The 16,049-nt window shown below is 63.9% G+C and carries 16 protein-coding genes; 9 read left to right on the top strand and 7 right to left on the bottom strand.

The window, feature by feature from the left end; translation table 11 throughout:
- Positions 1–5 precede the first annotated feature (5 nt).
- From ED21_RS06080 to ED21_RS06065, 4 genes are all read left to right on the top strand, one after another.
- Complete coding sequence (locus ED21_RS06080) at positions 6–2,180, top strand: phage tail protein (RefSeq protein WP_006832968.1); 2,175 nt, start codon at positions 6–8, stop codon at positions 2,178–2,180.
- Positions 2,181–2,209: 29 nt separating this feature from the next.
- A complete protein-coding gene (locus tag ED21_RS06075; RefSeq protein ID WP_006832967.1) occupies positions 2,210–2,662 on the top strand; it encodes a DUF2793 domain-containing protein in 453 nt (150 codons plus the stop codon).
- A gap of 199 nt (positions 2,663–2,861) precedes the next feature.
- Positions 2,862–3,962 carry an OmpA family protein gene (locus ED21_RS06070; RefSeq protein ID WP_034921711.1) on the top strand — a complete coding sequence of 367 codons (1,101 nt, stop codon included), beginning with the start codon at positions 2,862–2,864 and terminating at the stop codon, positions 3,960–3,962.
- Positions 3,963–4,055: 93 nt separating this feature from the next.
- Positions 4,056–4,583, top strand: a complete 528-nt coding sequence (locus ED21_RS06065) for a superoxide dismutase family protein (RefSeq protein ID WP_006832965.1) — start codon at positions 4,056–4,058, stop codon at positions 4,581–4,583.
- Here ED21_RS06065 and ED21_RS06060 read toward each other — a convergent pair whose 3' ends face one another.
- The 7 genes from ED21_RS06060 to ED21_RS15940 all read right to left on the bottom strand — a co-directional run bounded on the left by ED21_RS06060 (position 4,584) and on the right by ED21_RS15940 (position 11,492).
- A complete protein-coding gene (locus ED21_RS06060; protein ID WP_006832964.1) occupies positions 4,584–6,167 on the bottom strand; it encodes an MFS transporter in 1,584 nt (527 codons plus the stop codon).
- 4 nt (positions 6,168–6,171) lie between these two features.
- A complete protein-coding gene (gene queC, locus ED21_RS06055) occupies positions 6,172–6,888 on the bottom strand; it encodes a 7-cyano-7-deazaguanine synthase QueC (protein WP_006832963.1) in 717 nt (238 codons plus the stop codon).
- Between the two features lie 36 nt (positions 6,889–6,924).
- Positions 6,925–7,305, bottom strand: a complete 381-nt coding sequence (locus tag ED21_RS06050; protein WP_233995717.1) for a hypothetical protein — start codon at positions 7,303–7,305, stop codon at positions 6,925–6,927.
- 144 nt (positions 7,306–7,449) lie between these two features.
- Entirely contained in the window at positions 7,450–8,355 is a 906-nt protein-coding gene (locus ED21_RS06045; RefSeq protein ID WP_006832961.1) for an Hsp33 family molecular chaperone HslO, read from the bottom strand.
- A 55-nt stretch (positions 8,356–8,410) separates the two neighbouring features.
- Positions 8,411–9,376, bottom strand: a complete 966-nt coding sequence (argF, locus tag ED21_RS06040; RefSeq protein ID WP_006832960.1) for an ornithine carbamoyltransferase — start codon at positions 9,374–9,376, stop codon at positions 8,411–8,413.
- Positions 9,376–10,566: an aspartate aminotransferase family protein gene (locus ED21_RS06035; RefSeq protein WP_006832959.1), complete on the bottom strand. Its 1,191-nt coding sequence runs from the start codon at positions 10,564–10,566 to the stop codon at positions 9,376–9,378. Before ED21_RS06035 ends, argF begins: the two co-directional genes overlap by 1 nt.
- A 134-nt stretch (positions 10,567–10,700) precedes the next feature.
- Entirely contained in the window at positions 10,701–11,492 is a 792-nt protein-coding gene (locus tag ED21_RS15940) for a cold-shock protein (protein ID WP_006832958.1), read from the bottom strand.
- 258 nt (positions 11,493–11,750) lie between these two features.
- Between ED21_RS15940 and ED21_RS06020 the strand changes: the two genes are divergently transcribed.
- The 5 genes from ED21_RS06020 to ED21_RS06000 are packed head-to-tail and all read left to right on the top strand — an operon-like array spanning position 11,751 to position 15,964.
- Positions 11,751–12,557 carry a TerC family protein gene (locus ED21_RS06020; protein ID WP_034921775.1) on the top strand — a complete coding sequence of 269 codons (807 nt, stop codon included), beginning with the start codon at positions 11,751–11,753 and terminating at the stop codon, positions 12,555–12,557.
- A 3-nt stretch (positions 12,558–12,560) separates the two neighbouring features.
- Positions 12,561–13,001, top strand: a complete 441-nt coding sequence (locus ED21_RS06015; protein WP_006832956.1) for a TIGR01244 family sulfur transferase — start codon at positions 12,561–12,563, stop codon at positions 12,999–13,001.
- Between the two features lies 1 nt (position 13,002).
- A complete protein-coding gene (locus ED21_RS06010) occupies positions 13,003–13,398 on the top strand; it encodes a hypothetical protein (RefSeq protein ID WP_006832955.1) in 396 nt (131 codons plus the stop codon).
- A 9-nt stretch (positions 13,399–13,407) separates the two neighbouring features.
- On the top strand, positions 13,408–14,352 hold the full coding sequence (locus ED21_RS06005) for a sterol desaturase family protein (RefSeq protein WP_006832954.1): 945 nt from the start codon (positions 13,408–13,410) through the stop codon (positions 14,350–14,352).
- A 25-nt stretch (positions 14,353–14,377) separates the two neighbouring features.
- Positions 14,378–15,964 carry a GMC family oxidoreductase gene (locus tag ED21_RS06000; protein ID WP_006832952.1) on the top strand — a complete coding sequence of 529 codons (1,587 nt, stop codon included), beginning with the start codon at positions 14,378–14,380 and terminating at the stop codon, positions 15,962–15,964.
- Positions 15,965–16,049: the final 85 nt, after the last annotated feature.

The following is a 16,049-nucleotide window of genomic DNA, read 5'->3' as shown; positions in this document are numbered from 1 at the left end:
TTCCCATGGCGACACTCGTCCTTTCATCGGTCGGCAGGCTCTTCGGCCCGGTCGGCCAGATCGTCGGCACCCTCGCCGGCAACGCGATCGACAACGCGCTCTTCGGCTCCAACGACATCGAAGGCGCCCGGCTGAAGGAGCTGGCCGTGACCGGGTCGAGCTACGGGACTCCCATCGCCCGCCAGTTCGGCCAGGTCCGCGCGCCCGGCACCATCGTCTGGGCAACCGACCTCGAGGAACACCGCGAAAAGCACAGCAACGGCAAGGGCCAGCCCAAGACAGTCAGCTACAGCTACTCGGTCTCCTTCGCCGTCGCGCTTTCGAGCGGCCCCATCGACCGCATCGGACGGATCTGGGCGGACGGAAACTTGCTGCGCGGAACGGCAGGCGACCTGAAGAGCGCCGGTACGCTGCGGATCTACCAAGGTCACGGCGACCAGCCCTGCGACCCTTTGCTGCAGGCGCATCTCGGCGATCGCTGCCCCGGTTTTCGCGGCCAGGCCTTTGCCGTGTTCGAGGATCTAGACCTCACCGATTTCGGCAATCGCATCCCTGCGCTCAGCTTCGAGATCTTTGCGGGGAGCGGGAGCGTTGTCGTCGAAACGCTGTCCGAGGGAGAGGGTCTTGCGGCAACCCAGCACACACGCTTCCCCGAACTCGTCGGCTACAGCTACGAAGGCGGTCCGGTGCGCGACATCGTCCGCCTCATCGACCGTCTGCATCCCCTCGAGGCGCGGGTCGACGGCACGGGCGTCGCCTTGACAGTCTCGACCGCCCAGCCGCCGGAAGCGACCCTCCTTCCCCCTGCCGCGGCGTGGAGCGATGGCGAGTTCGGCGTGCAGGCGGGCTACGTGCGGCAGCGGTCCTCCGAGGATGCCCACGGTTTCGCCGTCCTGCGCTATTACGATCCCGCCCGCGACTTCCAGGCCGGCATGCAACTGGCCGGATACAGCGAGGGCGACACGCGGACCTTCCAGTTCCCCGGTGCGCTTTCGGCCGCCAACGCGCAGCGCCTTGCCCGGCAGGCCGCCACGCGCGCGAGGGTCCGACGGGACCGCATGCTCTGGCGCTGCACGCAGCTCGATCCCGATCTCGTCCCCGGCGCACTGGTCCGGGCACCGGGCATCGCAGGCATCTGGCAGATCGCGGCATGGGAGTGGCGCGAGGCCGGGATCGAGCTTGAGCTTGTCCGCCACAGCACTCCCGCCGATACTAACCCCGCCGCCGACCCGGGTGCGGCGCGGACCCCGCTCGACCGCCTGGCCTCGGCAACGCTCCTGCGCGTCTTCGAAGTGCCTTGGGACGGCCAGGGCAGCGGCAACCAGCGCCGGGCCTATGCGGCGGCGGATGCACCGGCCGGACGGTGGCCAGGCTGCGCGCTCTATGCTTTGCGCGATGGAGCGCTTGTCCCACTCGACCGATCTGTCGGCGAGCGTGCGGTGACGGGCACGCTCGGCTCGGCGCTCGGGCCCTCGCACGCTGTGAGGTTTGAGCCGGCATCTTCCTGCGTGATCGATCTGGCCAATGCAAATGCTGCTCTCGCTTCGACGGATATCACCGGGCTCGCCCAGGGGGAGAACCGCATGCTGATCGGAAGGGAAATCGTCCAATACCGTGACGCCGACCCCCTCGGCGACGGGCGCTGGCACTTGTCCGGGCTGCTGCGCGGCCGGGGCGGGACCGAATTTGAGGCCGCAGCGGGGCACGCCGAAGGTGAATCCGTGGTGCTGCTCGACGACCGGCTCGCCGAACTGTCCGACATGTATCTCTCCGCATCAACGGGAAGCTTCGCGGCCATAGGCATTGCGGATGAGGAACCGGCGCTCGCCACACTCGAAAACGCAGGAGCGAGCCTTCGCCCACCCTCCCCGGTTCACGCACGCCTCGAATGGAATGCCGATGGCTCGGCCAGTCTGCGCTGGACGCGCCGGGCGCGGGGACAGTGGCTCTGGCCCGACGAGGTCGACCTGCCCGTGGTCGAGGAAACCGAAAGCTACGAAGTCGGCTACGGCCCGGTGACGTTCCCGCTCGAAAAGTGGGTGGTCGCCGCGCCGTGGCTCCAAATCTCGAGCGAGACCGTCATTGGCTTGCTTGCCTCTCACGGATCGCAGGGCCTGTGGGTACGCCAGATCGGCGACACCTCCCGCTCCCGCGCCATCGCTCTCGGCACCCTCGCCTGAACATGCAGCTCTCGAATGGAGACCCTAGTATGACCCAAACAGCAGATTTCCTTTACGCAACACCCCGCCACGCACTCCCAATTCTTTTCGCCGGACAGGCGCAGAAGGAGTTTACGGTCAACGAAGCGCTCGCACGGATTGACCTTCTCCTCCATCCAGCGGTCTCCGGATCGCTGTCCGCCCCGCCCGAGGAGCCGATCACCGGCGATTGTTACCTGGTGGCTAACGACGCTACCGGCGCTTTCGCTGGCCAGGACGGCGCGATTGCTGGTTGGGACGGCAACCAATGGACCTTCGTCGCGCCCAGAAACGGGATGCGTCTTTACGACAACACCTCATTGCAGGTGCGACATTTCATCGGGAGTTGGACGAGCGTTGCGACACCTGTCGAACCGAACGGCGGCAGCGTGATCGATCTCGAGGCCCGCGCCACCATCACCGAACTCGTCGATGCACTGAAAACACTGGGAGTGCTGGCGTAAATTTGCTGGAACCAGTCCGCGCGAGCTACGTTGGGCCAGCGTCTGAGGAGGGATCTTGAACCCGGATATCTCTGAAAACGGTCGGGAAGAGCGACATTCTTGCAACAGTTCCCGATCAATGTCTACTTGCCACCTAGCGGGTGCGACTATACATAAGTTTCACTCGGTGGCTCCAATTCGCAAAAAGGGGAAATAAATAATGCGGAAACTAGTCATAGGAATGGCGATGGCATCCACGGCGCTTGCGTCGCCTGCCCTCGCCAGAGACAATTCGTGGTACATCGGGGGCGAATTCGGCCCCATGCTCGTCGAAGATGTCGATTTCGACCTTATCGATGAAACCAGCACCGATACCGCGCAGATCGATTTCGATCGCGGTTTCGATGGCGGCGGTTACGTCGGATACGATTTCGGTGCTTTCCGTCTGGAAGCCGAGGTCAGCTATCGTGAAGCTGATCACGAAACGGTTGACGTTGGGCCGGCTGGAGTAGTCCCGGCTGATGGTTCGACCAGTTCGCTGGCATTCATGCTCAACGGCATGTTCGATTTCGGGCCCGATGACGGTCTTCAGGCGTATGCTGGTGCCGGTATCGGCGTCGCACGCACGAGCGTCGACGGGGAACTCTTCGTTCCGGGCATTGGCAACAACGTGGTGATCGACGATTCGTCGAGCGACCTGGCGTGGCAGCTCCTCGCGGGTGTTCGTGCGCCGCTTACCGACAGCATCGACGTCGGTCTGCGCTATCGCATGTTCACAGCGGAAGACGTCAACATCGTGACCAACTTCGGTGACGAGTATGAAGGCAAGCTTCGCAGCCACTCGCTGATGGGTACGCTGGCATTCAACTTCGGTGCGCCGGTTCCGCCGCCGCCCCCGCCGCCTCCGCCGCCCCCGCCGCCGCCTCCGCCGCCCCCGCCGCCTCCGCCGCCGCCTCCGCCGGCTCCGGTGTGCCAGCAGGGTCCGTACATCGTCTTCTTCAACTGGGACGAATCGGAAATCACGCCGGAAGCAGCGACGATCCTCGACAACGCGGTTTCGGCTTACGCCAACTGCGGCATGGCTTCGGTCATGCTCGCTGGTCACACCGACACCTCGGGCTCGGCTCAGTACAACATGGGTCTTGCCGAGCGTCGTAACTCGTCGGTTCGCGACTACCTCTCGGCTCGCGGTATTCCCGATGGCCGGATCAGCAGCGAAGCCTTTGGTGAAAACCAGCTCCGCGTTCCGACCGCCGATGGTGTCCGCGAACTGCAGAACCGCCGTGTGGAAGTTACCTACGGTCCGGGTTCGGGCATGTAATAACTCTCCGGAGTTGAACACCGAGAAGGGGCCGGAGCAATCCGGCCCCTTTTTCGTTGGTGTGTCGAACTCCATTGGAAAAGGAACAGTTTCATGCGTCGGATCCTTGCAGCAATTCTCACCTGTGCATCGCTGGGCGCGTGCACTACGCTCGATACGCTACCGAGCGAGCGCGTCGCCGAGGCTCGGCTGAGCTTTGCCAATGGTGTCCCTGCGGGTACCGCCCAGTTAATCTCGGACGGCCAGACCATGACGCTGGCCATCGCGGCCACCGGCCTTTCAGTGGGCGAGCATGGCTTTCACCTTCACACCACCGGACGCTGTGAAGCACCCGACTTCAAGAGTGCCGGCGGACACCTCAATCCTGCGGACCGCGAACACGGCTCACTCAATCCACAAGGCAAGCACCTTGGCGATCTTCCCAATCTGGTTGTCGGAGCGTCGCGCAGTACCAGCACGCAAGTCGATCTCGGCGTCGATACGGCTCAATTGCGAGACAGCATTTTCGATGCCGACGGCACTGCGATCGTCATCCACGCAGGCGCGGATGATTATCGCAGCGACCCCGCCGGTGATGCGGGTGCGCGTGTTGCCTGCGGGGTCTTGACCGCTGCTAGCTGACTAGACCTCTTCACCCGCTTTGCGCGCGCGTTCGAGGACGGTTTGCTCGGCCTTCGGCACGGTCCGATAGGCGACCAGTAGAAGGACGAGCCCAATCGGCACAGCGATGAGCAGGCTCAGCCCCCCAGTCGAAAGACTTCCCGACATCGTCGACACCTGTCCTGCCATGTAGGGCCCGAGCGCCAGGCCGACGAGCGTCGTGGACAGGAAGAAGGTGGCCGTCGCGGTCCCGCGCATTCTTGGCAGAACGAGGTCCTGGGTGGTTGCGGCCGCCGCGCCGAGCGCGGAACTGCCGAACAGTGATTGCAAGAAGGCCGCGATGTAGAAAGTCGTGGTGTCCTGCGTCGTGAACATCACATACAGAAATGGCGCTGCGCCGACGAGGCCAACAGCGACAACGATAAGCCTGCCCGCGGCAAGTCGCTTGCGCAGGAAGTCGGCTAGCCAGCCGCCAGCGATCACGCCGAGGAACCCTCCTAGCGCGCCCGGACCACCGATCCACCAACCTGCTACCGAAGGCGCCTCGCCCAGAATGCGGATGGCATAGGGCGCCGCCCAGAAAGAGGCTGCATAAGACATGAATGCGACCATGCCATAACCAAGGATCGTGGTGAGGAAGGCAGGCGTTCCCCAGATCAAACCAAAGGTCGGGGCATCGCGCCTCTTGAGCGTCGTCGCCCATGAGTAGATCGCGTAATATCCAATGCCCACTGCGCCCCATTGTTGGGCGTTGCCGGTATAGTCGGCCATCAGCCAGGCGACGCCGCCGATGACCAGCGCACCCGCAAGATTGATGAGGATTCCCCGCGTACCGGCTTGCGCGGCTCCGATCAGTGTGAAGGGCGGAATAACTGCGACAAGTTCCTTGAAGAAGCCACGGAACGGATCCTTCGGCGGCGGCGAGACGATCCCTTCGCTCTGGCCGCGCAGAGGTTCGCGAAGAGTGAAGACGAGCATCGCCAGCAGCAGCCCGGGCAGGCCAACGATGATGAAGGCCGCCTGCCAACCGGCGAGACCCAGCGGCGCATCGACCGGATAGGCCGCATTCCAGTTTTCGACGATTGCACCGCCAATCAACAAAGAAATGCCGCCACCAATGTATAACCCCGACGAATATATCGCGAGCGCAGTGGCGCGCATGTTCTTCGGAAACCAGTCCGAGATCAGCGAATAAGCGCTGGGGCTGGCCGTCGCTTCACCAACGCCCACGCCGATGCGCGCCACGCTGAGCGCGGCGAAATTCTTCGCAAAACCCGAAAGCGTCGTGAAGGCAGACCAGACCGCGAGGCCGATGGTCATCAGCCGGACGCGGTGCCAGCTATCCGCCAGCTTGCCGAGGGGGATGCCGAACAGAGCGTAAAACACCCCGAAGGCAGTGCCATAGAGGAACCCGATCTGGTCGTCGCGCAGTCCCAGGTCCGCCTTGATGTCCTCGGCGAGGATCGAAATTATGTTCCGGTCGACGAAGTTCAGGACATAGATGACCACCAACACGCCCAGCGCGTACCAGCTATAGGCGGGGACCTTGGCCTCTGCTGCGCCTTCGGGGATTACGGACTCTTCAGGGGCAGCGGGCTGGCTCAATCTCTCACTCCGTCAGGGTCGGTGCATCCGTGGAATAGACCGTGGTATCGACAAGCCCCGCATCTTCAAACCCTTTTCGGCGAAGGCGGCAGGAATCGCAGGCCCCGCAGGCCGTGCCTTCAGGCGTCGGATCGTAGCAGGACCAGCTCCACGCAGGATCGAGAGCGAGCCTGTGGCACTCGCGCGCGATGTCCGCCTTGCTCATGTGCTGAAGCGGCGCGTGGATCGAGAAGGGCTCGCCCTCCACGCCCTGCTTGGTGCCGAGGCGCGCGGTTTCGGCGAAGCTGGCAATAAATTCCGGTCGGCAGTCGGGATAGCCCGAATAGTCGAGCGCGTTGACGCCGATGAAGATGTCGCGCGAGCCGGAAGTCTCGGCGAAGGCCGTGGTCAGCGCGAGGAACACAAGGTTTCGCGCGGGCACATAGGTCACCGGGATATCGTTCCCCACGCCGGTCTTGGGCACGTCGATATCGGCCGTCAGCGCCGAGCCACCGAAGCGGCGGAGGTCCAGCGGCAATTCGACATGGCGCTCGACGCCCAGCTTTTCGGCAATCGACTTGGCCGACTGAAGCTCGCGCATGTGGCGCTGGCCGTAATCGATCGTCAGCGCGTGAAGAGCATGTCCTCGTTCACGCGCGAGCGCGGCGGTGACCATGGAATCGAGGCCGCCCGAAAGAAGGACGACGGCCGGACCGGGATTTTCGCTAGTCTGGGATGTCATGCGCGCCAGCTAGAGCTTGGCGTGCCCCGGGGCAAGTCAGCGGCACGCCCCGGTGCGGCGGGCTTCGGCCGAAAACTGGAACGGACGGCCATCGGCAATACCCTGGCTGTCGATCTGGACGAGGCCGGCGCCTTCCTTGCGGATGTTTGTGCGGCCATAGCCATTGCCACGACACGTGTACTGCACTGTGACCTGGTCCTTGCCATCCTCTACCACGAAGCGGTTGCAGCCGCTTTCGCTGTGCCGAAGCTGGATGAATTCCTGCCCGCTGCGCACGCAGATATTGCGCGGGGCCGAACCGTCGCGATAGCGCACCTCCCAACCGCCGCGATCAAGCGTGCCGAGCATCGCGAGCGAGGCCTGCGCAAGAGCGGGGCCTGCCAGGACGGTCACCGTCAACGCGGCCAGTGCCGCCATTTTTCGATTCGAGATCGCTTTCATTTCACTACCTATAGCACATTCGCTGCACCGATCTCCTTACCGAACGTAGTATATCTCGGCGATGAACCGTTTCGGATCAGCGACGAACTGTGTCGGGAGAAGCGAACCCCGCAAGGCCCGTTAAGCTTCAATCGGGAACTTGCGAGAACAGAATGCGCAATCGACCACAATGATCCCGTCGTCATCACGCATTTCGGCACGGTCGGCTTCCGGGAATTTCGCGAGCACTTCGCGATAGTGTTCGACCGAGCAGCGGCAGCCCTTGTCGATCATCGCGCCGGGCTCGATCCGCACCTCGTCCTCTTCGTGGAAAAGCCGCCAAACAATGGCCTCGAGCGAGAGGTCCGTATCGACCAGCTCCTCGTGTTTGACCGATCCGCCGAGAATGGCGACATGCTCCCACTCGGGATGGTCGAGCCGCGCGTGGAGGCGCTCACGCCCCTCCTCGCCATCGGGGAGGTGCTGGATGAGCATTCCGGCCGCAAGGCACTTGCCGCCGTCCGACCGCACGGCCGTTCGGATCAGCGTCGGCACCTGTTCGGACTGGAAGAAATAGGTCTCGCAAGCCTGGGCCAGAGTCTCGCCTTCGAGGGGTACGATGCCCTGGTAGCGGCCCTTGCCGTTGGCGATGTCGAAGGTAATCGCGAGATAACCCTTGCCGAACAGCGCGAAGAGCGAGGGGTTCGAACCCAGTTCGGCGAGCTTCCCATGGTCGAAATCGACATAGCCGCGCAATTCCCCACCCTTGTAGTCGCAGACCAGCAGGTTCACCGCGCCTGCCTCGGTCTGGGCCTGCATGGTGACCTGAGAGCCGTCATCCTTCAGCAGCGATCCCATCAGCGTGGTCAGCACGAGCGCTTCGGCGAGCAGATGCGTGATCGGCGCCGGATAGTCGTGTGCCGCAAGGATCGCATCAAGCGTGGTGTCGAGCCGGACGATACGCCCGCGCGTGTCGCGCGAGGGGATGGTGAAAGCGAGGGTGCGGCCCGAATAGATTTCTTCGATAGCGGGGGATGTGTCGGTCATGGCCCCGCATATGGGAGCGCCATCGAGAATTGAACAGGGGTGGCCCGCCGGAGAACTAGGCGCCGATCTTCCCGAAGCACCAGAGCAGGATCGATTTTTGCGCATGAATGCGGTTTTCCGCCTCGTCGAACACGGCCGACTGCGCGCTTTCGAAGACCCCTCCGGTCACTTCGTCGCCGACATGGGCGGGGAGGCAGTGAAGGAATTTCGCATCAGGCTTGGCGAACGCCATCAGCGCGCTGTCGACGCGGAAGGGCTGCATGGCGGCGAGCTTGGCCTCGGCGTGATCCTGTCCCATCGATATCCACGTGTCGGTGACAATGATATCCGCGCCCCGCGCCGCTTCGGCGGCGTCGCGTGTGAGCGTGATAGTCGCTCCGCCCTTGCGCGCCATGTCGACGAACTCGCTCTCCGGCTCGTAGCCATGCGGGACACCGACACGCACGTTGAACTTGAAGATGCCCGCCGCCTCGAGGATCGAATGAAGCACATTGTTGCCATCGCCCAGCCACGCGACCTCAAGACCGGGCAACGCTTTTCCATGCTCGACTATGGTCAGGAGGTCGGCGGCGATCTGGCAGGGGTGCGAGCGGTCGGTCAGGCCGTTGATGACGGGCACATGCGCGTGATGCGCCAGTTCTTCCGCCTTCGCATGATCGTCGGTGCGGATCATGATCGCATCGACCATGCGGCTGAGAACCCGCGCCGTATCGGCGATGCTTTCGCCGCGACCCAGCTGGCTGGTGCCCGAATCGAGTATCAGCGCGCTGCCGCCGAGCTGGCGCATGCCCATATCGAAGCTCACTCGCGTCCGGGTGGAGTTCTTCTCGAAGATCATGCCGAGCACATGCCCTGCGAGCGGCGCGTCGCTGTCCGGCTGGCCCTTGGGCCACCCGCGCCGCGCCGCCTTGCGATCCTGCGCGTCGGCAAGCATGGCGGCGATCGCGTCTCCGCCTGCGTCCGAGAGATCGAGGAGATTCCTCACCGCCGGGGCCAGGTCGAGCGCGCCGCCGCCGGCCATCAGCTTGCGGCCGGAACGAAACTTGCAGCGCCCGCCGAAAGCTTGTCCATGAATTCGTCGAACTCGGCGTTGTCGGCCACCAGCGGCGGCAGCACGCGCAGCGTCTGGTCGCCTGCAGCCACGGTGAGCAGCTGGTGGTTGTCGCGCAGGTGGACGAAGAACGGCCGGCTTTCGACCTTCATGCGAATGCCGAGCATCAGACCCTTGCCGCGTACGAAATCGAACAGGTCCGGGTAATTGCCGATGAACTGCTCGAGGCGGCTGCGCAGGCGCTCGCCCTTCTCGGTCACCTCGGCGAGGAATTCGTCGTTGGCGACGGCTTCCATGACTGCCACGCCGGCGGCCATGGCAAGCGGGTTGCCGCCATAGGTCGAGCCATGGGTGCCGAAGCCCATCCCACGCGCGGCCTTTTCGGTCGCGAGGCAGGCACCGACGGGAAAGCCTCCGCCAAGACCCTTGGCGCTGGCCATGATGTCGGGCTTGATGCCGTAATGCTCATAGGCGTAGAGCTTGCCGGTTCGGGCAACGCCGCACTGGACTTCGTCGAACACCAGCATGAGATCGTGTTCGTCGCACAGCGCCTTCAGCCCATGGATGAATTCGTCCGAGGCCGGGCGGATGCCGCCCTCGCCCTGGATCGGTTCGACGAGGAAGCCGGCGGTCTTGTCGCTGACCAGCGCCTTGGCGCTTTCGAGATTGTCGAACTCGGCATACTGGAACCCGGCGAGCATCGGGTAGAACCCCTTGTGCATCTTCTCCTGGTTCGAAGCGCTGATGGTCGCCATCGTCCGGCCGTGGAAGGCGTTGGTGAAGGTGATCAGCTCGGTGCGGTTCGAATCGCCATCCTCGTGCTGGTGATAGGCGCGCGCGGTCTTGATTGCGCATTCCATCGCTTCGGCACCCGAATTGGTAAAGAACACCGTATCGGCGAAGGTCTTGTCGACGAGGCGTTGGGCAAGGTCCTCGCCCTGCGGGCTGCCGTAGAGGTTCGAGACGTGCATCAGCGTCTCGGCCTGGCGCTGGATCGCACCGATCAGACCCGGATGGCTGTGGCCGAGCAGGTTCACCGCGATGCCGCTGGCGAAGTCGAGATAACGCGTGCCGTCCTCGTCGATCAGGTGGCAATGTTCGCCCTTCACGGGGCGCACGCCGCAGCGGGGGTAGACGGGCATCAGCGGGCTGATCGACATTTCTTCAAGCTCTCCCTTGGGAATTCAAAGACAAATGGCGGCCCCGGATCGGGAGCCGCCATCTGCGTGTTTACCAGCGATCTATGCCTTCGCACGGGTTTGGTCAAACACCATGCGAAGGGCGGTCTCTCGCCTTATTCGGCGGGGACCAGGTTGACCGCGGAATATTTGCCGCGTCGGTCGACTTCGAGGTCGAATTCGTAGCGCTCGCCTTCGTTGATCTGGCTGAGGCCCGAACGCTCGACCGCGCTGATGTGCACGAACGCATCCGGCTGGCCATCGTCGCGGGTGAGGAAGCCGAAGCCCTTCATCGAGTTGAAGAACTTGACCGTTCCGGTCGCCTTCTCGCCCGTGAGTTCACGGCGCGGAGCTTCGCTTTTCGCTTCCACCGCGATCACGTCGCCGACGACCTGGAGATCCTGTGCGGAAACCTTGCCGCCGCGATCGACCAGGTTGAATTCGAGTTCCTGACCTTCGGCCAGGCCTTCGAGACCCGCGCGTTCGACCGCGCTGATATGGACGAAAATGTCTTCGCCGCCGGTTTCCTGCTGAATGAAGCCGAAGCCCTTCTGGCTGTTGAAGAACTTTACCGTTCCCTTGCCGGTGCCGACGACCTGTGCGGGCATGCGGTTTCCTCCGCCGCCACCGCCACCGCGCGGGCCGCCGCCGAAGCCGCCACCGCCGCGGTTGCCGCCGCCGAAGCCGCCACCACCGCCGCCGCGATTTCCACCGCCGTAGCCGCCGCGGTCACCACCGCCGAAACCACCGCGATCGCCGCCGCCGCCGCCGAAGCCGCCGCGGTCTCCACCGCCAAAGCCACCGCCCTGGCCGAAATCGCTCGGGGGACCGCCGAAGGGATCGTAGCTATCCTCGCCGATGTTGTCCCGCTTGTCCTTCCCGCGGCGCCGCCCTCTGTCGTAACCCATAAGTCCTAAAATACCTTGTCGTGCAGCCCCGTAATCGAAGCGAAGGCACGCGGACTGCAAGACGTGCCGATCGCTGGTGCGCTACGATCTCGCTCCCGAAATCTTCCCGCATCGCCCAACGCATAGCGCGAAAGATGGCGCGATGCGAACGATTTAGCGTTTGCCACCCTTGTGTGCCTGAAATGTGACAGTTCCGAAGCCTAATTTGGCCTTACGATGCTCTTGCCAGAAAGCCTGCGCTTGGGCATCGCGCATGCCATGGACATACTGGCGCTTCTCTCCGACCCGGCCGCATGGCTCGCCCTTCTCACGCTCATCGCGCTCGAGGTGGTGCTGGGGATCGACAACCTCATCTTCATCGCGATCCTGTCGAACAAGTTGCCCGACCACCAGCAACAGCGCGCGCGGCGAATCGGGCTGTCGCTGGCGCTGATCATGCGGATCGGCATGCTGATGCTGATCGGCTGGCTCGTGACCTTGCAGACGCCGCTGTTCGACCTCGGGATCGAAGGGCAACCGGGACCCTATGGCCAGCCTACCTTCGAGACGGCCTTTTCGGGGCGCGACCTGATTCTGCTTACGGGCGGCCTGTTCCTCTTGTGGAAGGCGACCAAGGAAATCCATCACTCGATGGAACCCGAAGACAATTCGGGCGACCTGCTCGACAAGACCCCGGGCCCGGCCGACGCGGTCAAGGCCACATTCGGTGCGGTAATCGCCCAGATCGTGGCAATCGATCTCGTCTTCTCGGTCGATTCGATCCTCACCGCCGTGGGCATGACCGACGATATTCCGATCATGGTCGCCGCCGTGGTCATCACCGTCGGCATCATGATGGTGGCGGCCGATCCGCTTGCCAGCTTCATCGAAAAGAACCCGACGCTGGTCATGCTGGCGCTCGCCTTCCTCGTCATGATCGGCCTTGTGCTGATCGCCGACGGCTTTGGCTTCCACGTGCCGAAGGGTTATATTTACGCCGCGATGGGCTTCTCGGTCGGCGTGGAGATCCTCAACATCGTCCAGCGCAGGCGGCGCGTACCGGCAGTAAGCAGCGAGGTGAATTGAGCCATGGCGGAATTCAAACGGCTTAACGAGCGCGTGTTCGCCTCTCCGCAGATTTCGGTCGAAGATGTCGCGCAGGCCGCCGCAGAGGGCGTAACGTTGATCATCAACAACCGCCCCGACGGGGAGGCTCCCGGCCAGCCCAGCGGCGCCGAGATCGAGGACGCAGCGAGGCAGAACGGCATTGCCTACAAATCTATCCCGGTGGGTTCGGCGGGCTTCAGCCTGCCGCAGGTCGACGAGATGCAGTCCGCACTCAAATCGACGCAGGGTCGGACACTCGCCTTTTGCCGATCGGGCACCCGCTCCACGATGCTCTGGGCGCTCGCCCAGGCGAAGGAAGGGCGTGACCTCGACGAAATTGCCAGTGAAGCCCGGGAGGCCGGATACGACACTTCGGCGGTGCGACCGACCATGGAAATGCTCAAGCAGCAATCCACAGGATGACATGACCGGCCAGCTGCTGCAATTCCTCGGCTCGCTGGCGGCCATCCTCGTGCTGGCGGCGATCGCCCGATGGCTGAAGCTGGGCCCTTCCCCCCGGCTAGCGAGCGAGGACGAGGCGCGCACCGCCTCGCAGGAAGCCGCGGACGGGTTCCATCCAACGCATATCGGTCTCGATAAAGAGGGAAGTGGCGCGCTCCTCGCGAATGCCGCGGGGGAGGTGCTGCTCCTGCGTCCTCACGGTACGCACTTCGCGGGGCGTATCCTCACTCCCGCCGCTCGCGTGCGCCTGGAGGACGGCGGGCTTGCGATCGACACCGCCGAGCGCCGCTTCGGAACAGCGCATCTTGCGATAGACAATCCGCAAGCTTGGGTTCAGCGAATAGAGGCGATACGGTAGCGCCACGCCATGCCCGATTTCTCGCCCACCGAATACGCCGTGCCCGGCTTCGTCGCCCTGGTCCTGATCGAGATGATCTGGGCCTGGCGCCGTAAGCCTGCGGCCTATGAACCGAAGGACACGCTCACCAGCCTCGCTTTCGGGCTGGGAAGCACGGTGGCCGGCCTACTCTTCGGCGGACTGTTCTTCGCGCTCTACCTGTTCCTGTGGGAATACCGCCTGTTCGAAATCGGCTGGGCGTGGTGGGCGTGGATTGCCTGCTTCGTGCTCGACGATTTGAAATATTACTGGGTTCACCGCTTCGGGCACCGCGTGCGCTGGTTCTGGGCGAGCCATGTGAACCACCACTCCTCGCAGCATTACAATCTCTCGACCGCGCTGCGCCAGACATGGACTGGTTTCCTGACGCTGGGCTTCGTCTTCGCACTGCCGCTGGTGCTGCTCGGTTTCCACCCGGCGATGATCGCGATCTGCGGTGGCTTCAATCTGATCTATCAGTTCTGGATCCACACCGAGGCGATCGATCGGATGCCGCGCTGGTTCGAGGCGGTGATGAACACGCCCAGCCACCACCGGGTCCACCACGCGACCAACCCGCGCTATCTCGACCGCAATTACGCAGGCGTCTTCATCGTCTGGGACAAGATGTTCGGCACCTTCGAGCCCGAGATCAGGAACGAGAAGATTCGCTACGGCATCGTCAAGCAGCTGGGCAGCTTCAATCTGCTGTGGGCCGTCTTCCATGAATGGATCGGTATTGCGCAGGACATGTGGCGCAGCCCGTGGAAGCACAAGCTGTCCTATCTCCTGCGCGAACCGGGCTGGACGCATGACGGCAGCCGCCAAACCAGCGACCAGATCCGCGAGGCGTGGCTGGCGCGGCAGGGCGCGGGCGAGACTCCCGAACAGGTTGCATCCCAAAACCCGATTGCAGGCAAGCCCGAGGCTGCCTAACCTCTCGAATCGAGAGGAGTTCTTCATGGATGAGTTTGATGTGGTCGTCGTCGGCGGCGGCAGCGGCGGCAGCGCGGTTGCCGGACGGCTAGCCGAGGCGGGCAAGAGCGTGTGCCTGCTCGAAGCGGGCGGGCGCAACAATGGGATGCGCATCACCACGCCCGGCATGCTCGCCATCCCGAACAAGGCGGCGAACTACATGTATGACACCGTCCCGCAGAAAGGCCTCAACGGCCGGGTCGGCTACCAGCCGCGCGGCAAGGGCCTCGGCGGCTCCAGCGCGATCAACGCCATGGTCTACATCCGCGGCAACAAGTGGGATTACGACAATTGGGCCTCGCTCGGCTGCAGCGGCTGGGCCTTTGACGACGTTCTGCCCTACTTCAAGCGCGCCGAACACAATGTGCGCGGGGAAAACCACTATCACGGCGAAGACGGCCCGCTGTGGGTCAGCGACCAGAAGTACATGAACCCGGGCAGCCTCGCTTTCGTCGAGGCGGCGGCCCAGTTGCAACTGCCGAGAAACGACGATTTCAACGGCGAGAAACAGGAAGGTTTCGGCCTCTACCAGGTGACTCAGAAGGACGGCGAACGCTGGTCCGCCGCGCGCGCCTATGTCGAACCGCAGCGTGGCTCGAAGAATCTCGACACGCGCATCGGCGTGACGGTGCAGAAGCTCGAAATCGACGATGGCCGCGTGACGGGCGTGACCTACACGGTGGGCAAGCGCAGCCGCACGGTGAAGGCGCGCGGCGGCGTGGTGCTCTGCGCCGGAGCCTTCAATTCGCCTCAAATCTTGATGCTGTCGGGCATCGGGCCGGCCGGACACCTGAAAGAGCACGGCATCGACGTCCTCGTCGATAAGCCGGCGGTCGGGTCTGACCTGCAGGATCATATCGACTACGTGTCCAGCTGGCAGACCGAGAGCAAGGAAATGATCGGCTCGACGTTGGCCGGCACATTCAAGATGGCCAAGGCGCTGGTAGAACACCGGCGCCACCGCACTGGCCCCATGACCACGCCTTATGCCGAGGCGGGCGGGTTCTGGACGGTCATGCCCGACGCCCCTGCACCAGACATCCAGTGGCACTTCGTCCCCGCCATGCTGGAAGACCACGGGCGTACGAGCGTTAAAGGCTACGGCTTCTCGCTCCACGCCTGCGTCCTGCGTCCCGAAAGCCGGGGCACGGTGCGGCTGGCGAGCGGCGATGCGAAGGACGCGCCGCGCATCGATCCCAATTTCCTCGACGACGACCGCGATATCGCCACCTTGCGCGAAGGCGTGCGCCTGTCGCACCGGATCGCGAGTTCGCCCGCACTGCAGGACTTCGGGCCGACCGAACGCTACCCGGTCGATCTCGACGATGAAGACCAGCTCGACGAGCTTATCCGGAACCGCGCGGATACCGTCTACCACCCGGTCGGCACGTGCCGCATGGGCGCGGGCGACGACGACGTGGTCGATCCCACGCTCAAGGCACGCGGGGTGGATGGGCTCTGGATCGCCGATGCCTCGATCATGCCGCGGCTCGTGTCGGGCAACACCAATGCGCCAAGCATCATGATCGGCGAACGCTGCGCCGACTTCGTAAAAGACGCGCTCGCTGGGTAGGCTCTCCGATTGGGCTCGGGCCCTAAAGCGCGACGTCCTCGCGCTCTGGCTGGCAGCAGCGGCCGCACTTGGACTGGTCCTGCTG

It is taken from the genome of Erythrobacter sp. SD-21 (assembly GCF_000181515.1).
In the GTDB taxonomy this organism is placed as follows: domain Bacteria; phylum Pseudomonadota; class Alphaproteobacteria; order Sphingomonadales; family Sphingomonadaceae; genus Qipengyuania.
Note: the sequence above shows the minus strand (reverse complement) of the source record. Positions and strands in the feature narration are given on the sequence as shown.

Bases quoted from the DNA above. Each gene is read 5' to 3' on its own strand.
- ED21_RS06080 (WP_006832968.1), top strand. From the start codon at position 6: ATGGCGACACTCGTCCTTTCATCGGTCGGCAGGCTCTTCGGCCCGGTC.
- ED21_RS06075 (WP_006832967.1), top strand. From the start codon at position 2,210: ATGACCCAAACAGCAGATTTCCTTTACGCAACACCCCGCCACGCACTC.
- ED21_RS06070 (WP_034921711.1), top strand. From the start codon at position 2,862: ATGCGGAAACTAGTCATAGGAATGGCGATGGCATCCACGGCGCTTGCG.
- ED21_RS06065 (WP_006832965.1), top strand. From the start codon at position 4,056: ATGCGTCGGATCCTTGCAGCAATTCTCACCTGTGCATCGCTGGGCGCG.
- queC (WP_006832963.1), bottom strand. From the start codon at position 6,888: ATGACATCCCAGACTAGCGAAAATCCCGGTCCGGCCGTCGTCCTTCTT.
- ED21_RS06050 (WP_233995717.1), bottom strand. From the start codon at position 7,305: ATGGCGGCACTGGCCGCGTTGACGGTGACCGTCCTGGCAGGCCCCGCT.
- ED21_RS06045 (WP_006832961.1), bottom strand. From the start codon at position 8,355: ATGACCGACACATCCCCCGCTATCGAAGAAATCTATTCGGGCCGCACC.
- argF (WP_006832960.1), bottom strand. From the start codon at position 9,376: ATGGCCGGCGGCGGCGCGCTCGACCTGGCCCCGGCGGTGAGGAATCTC.
- ED21_RS06035 (WP_006832959.1), bottom strand. From the start codon at position 10,566: ATGTCGATCAGCCCGCTGATGCCCGTCTACCCCCGCTGCGGCGTGCGC.
- ED21_RS15940 (WP_006832958.1), bottom strand. From the start codon at position 11,492: ATGGGTTACGACAGAGGGCGGCGCCGCGGGAAGGACAAGCGGGACAAC.
- ED21_RS06020 (WP_034921775.1), top strand. From the start codon at position 11,751: ATGGACATACTGGCGCTTCTCTCCGACCCGGCCGCATGGCTCGCCCTT.
- ED21_RS06015 (WP_006832956.1), top strand. From the start codon at position 12,561: ATGGCGGAATTCAAACGGCTTAACGAGCGCGTGTTCGCCTCTCCGCAG.
- ED21_RS06010 (WP_006832955.1), top strand. From the start codon at position 13,003: ATGACCGGCCAGCTGCTGCAATTCCTCGGCTCGCTGGCGGCCATCCTC.
- ED21_RS06005 (WP_006832954.1), top strand. From the start codon at position 13,408: ATGCCCGATTTCTCGCCCACCGAATACGCCGTGCCCGGCTTCGTCGCC.
- ED21_RS06000 (WP_006832952.1), top strand. From the start codon at position 14,378: ATGGATGAGTTTGATGTGGTCGTCGTCGGCGGCGGCAGCGGCGGCAGC.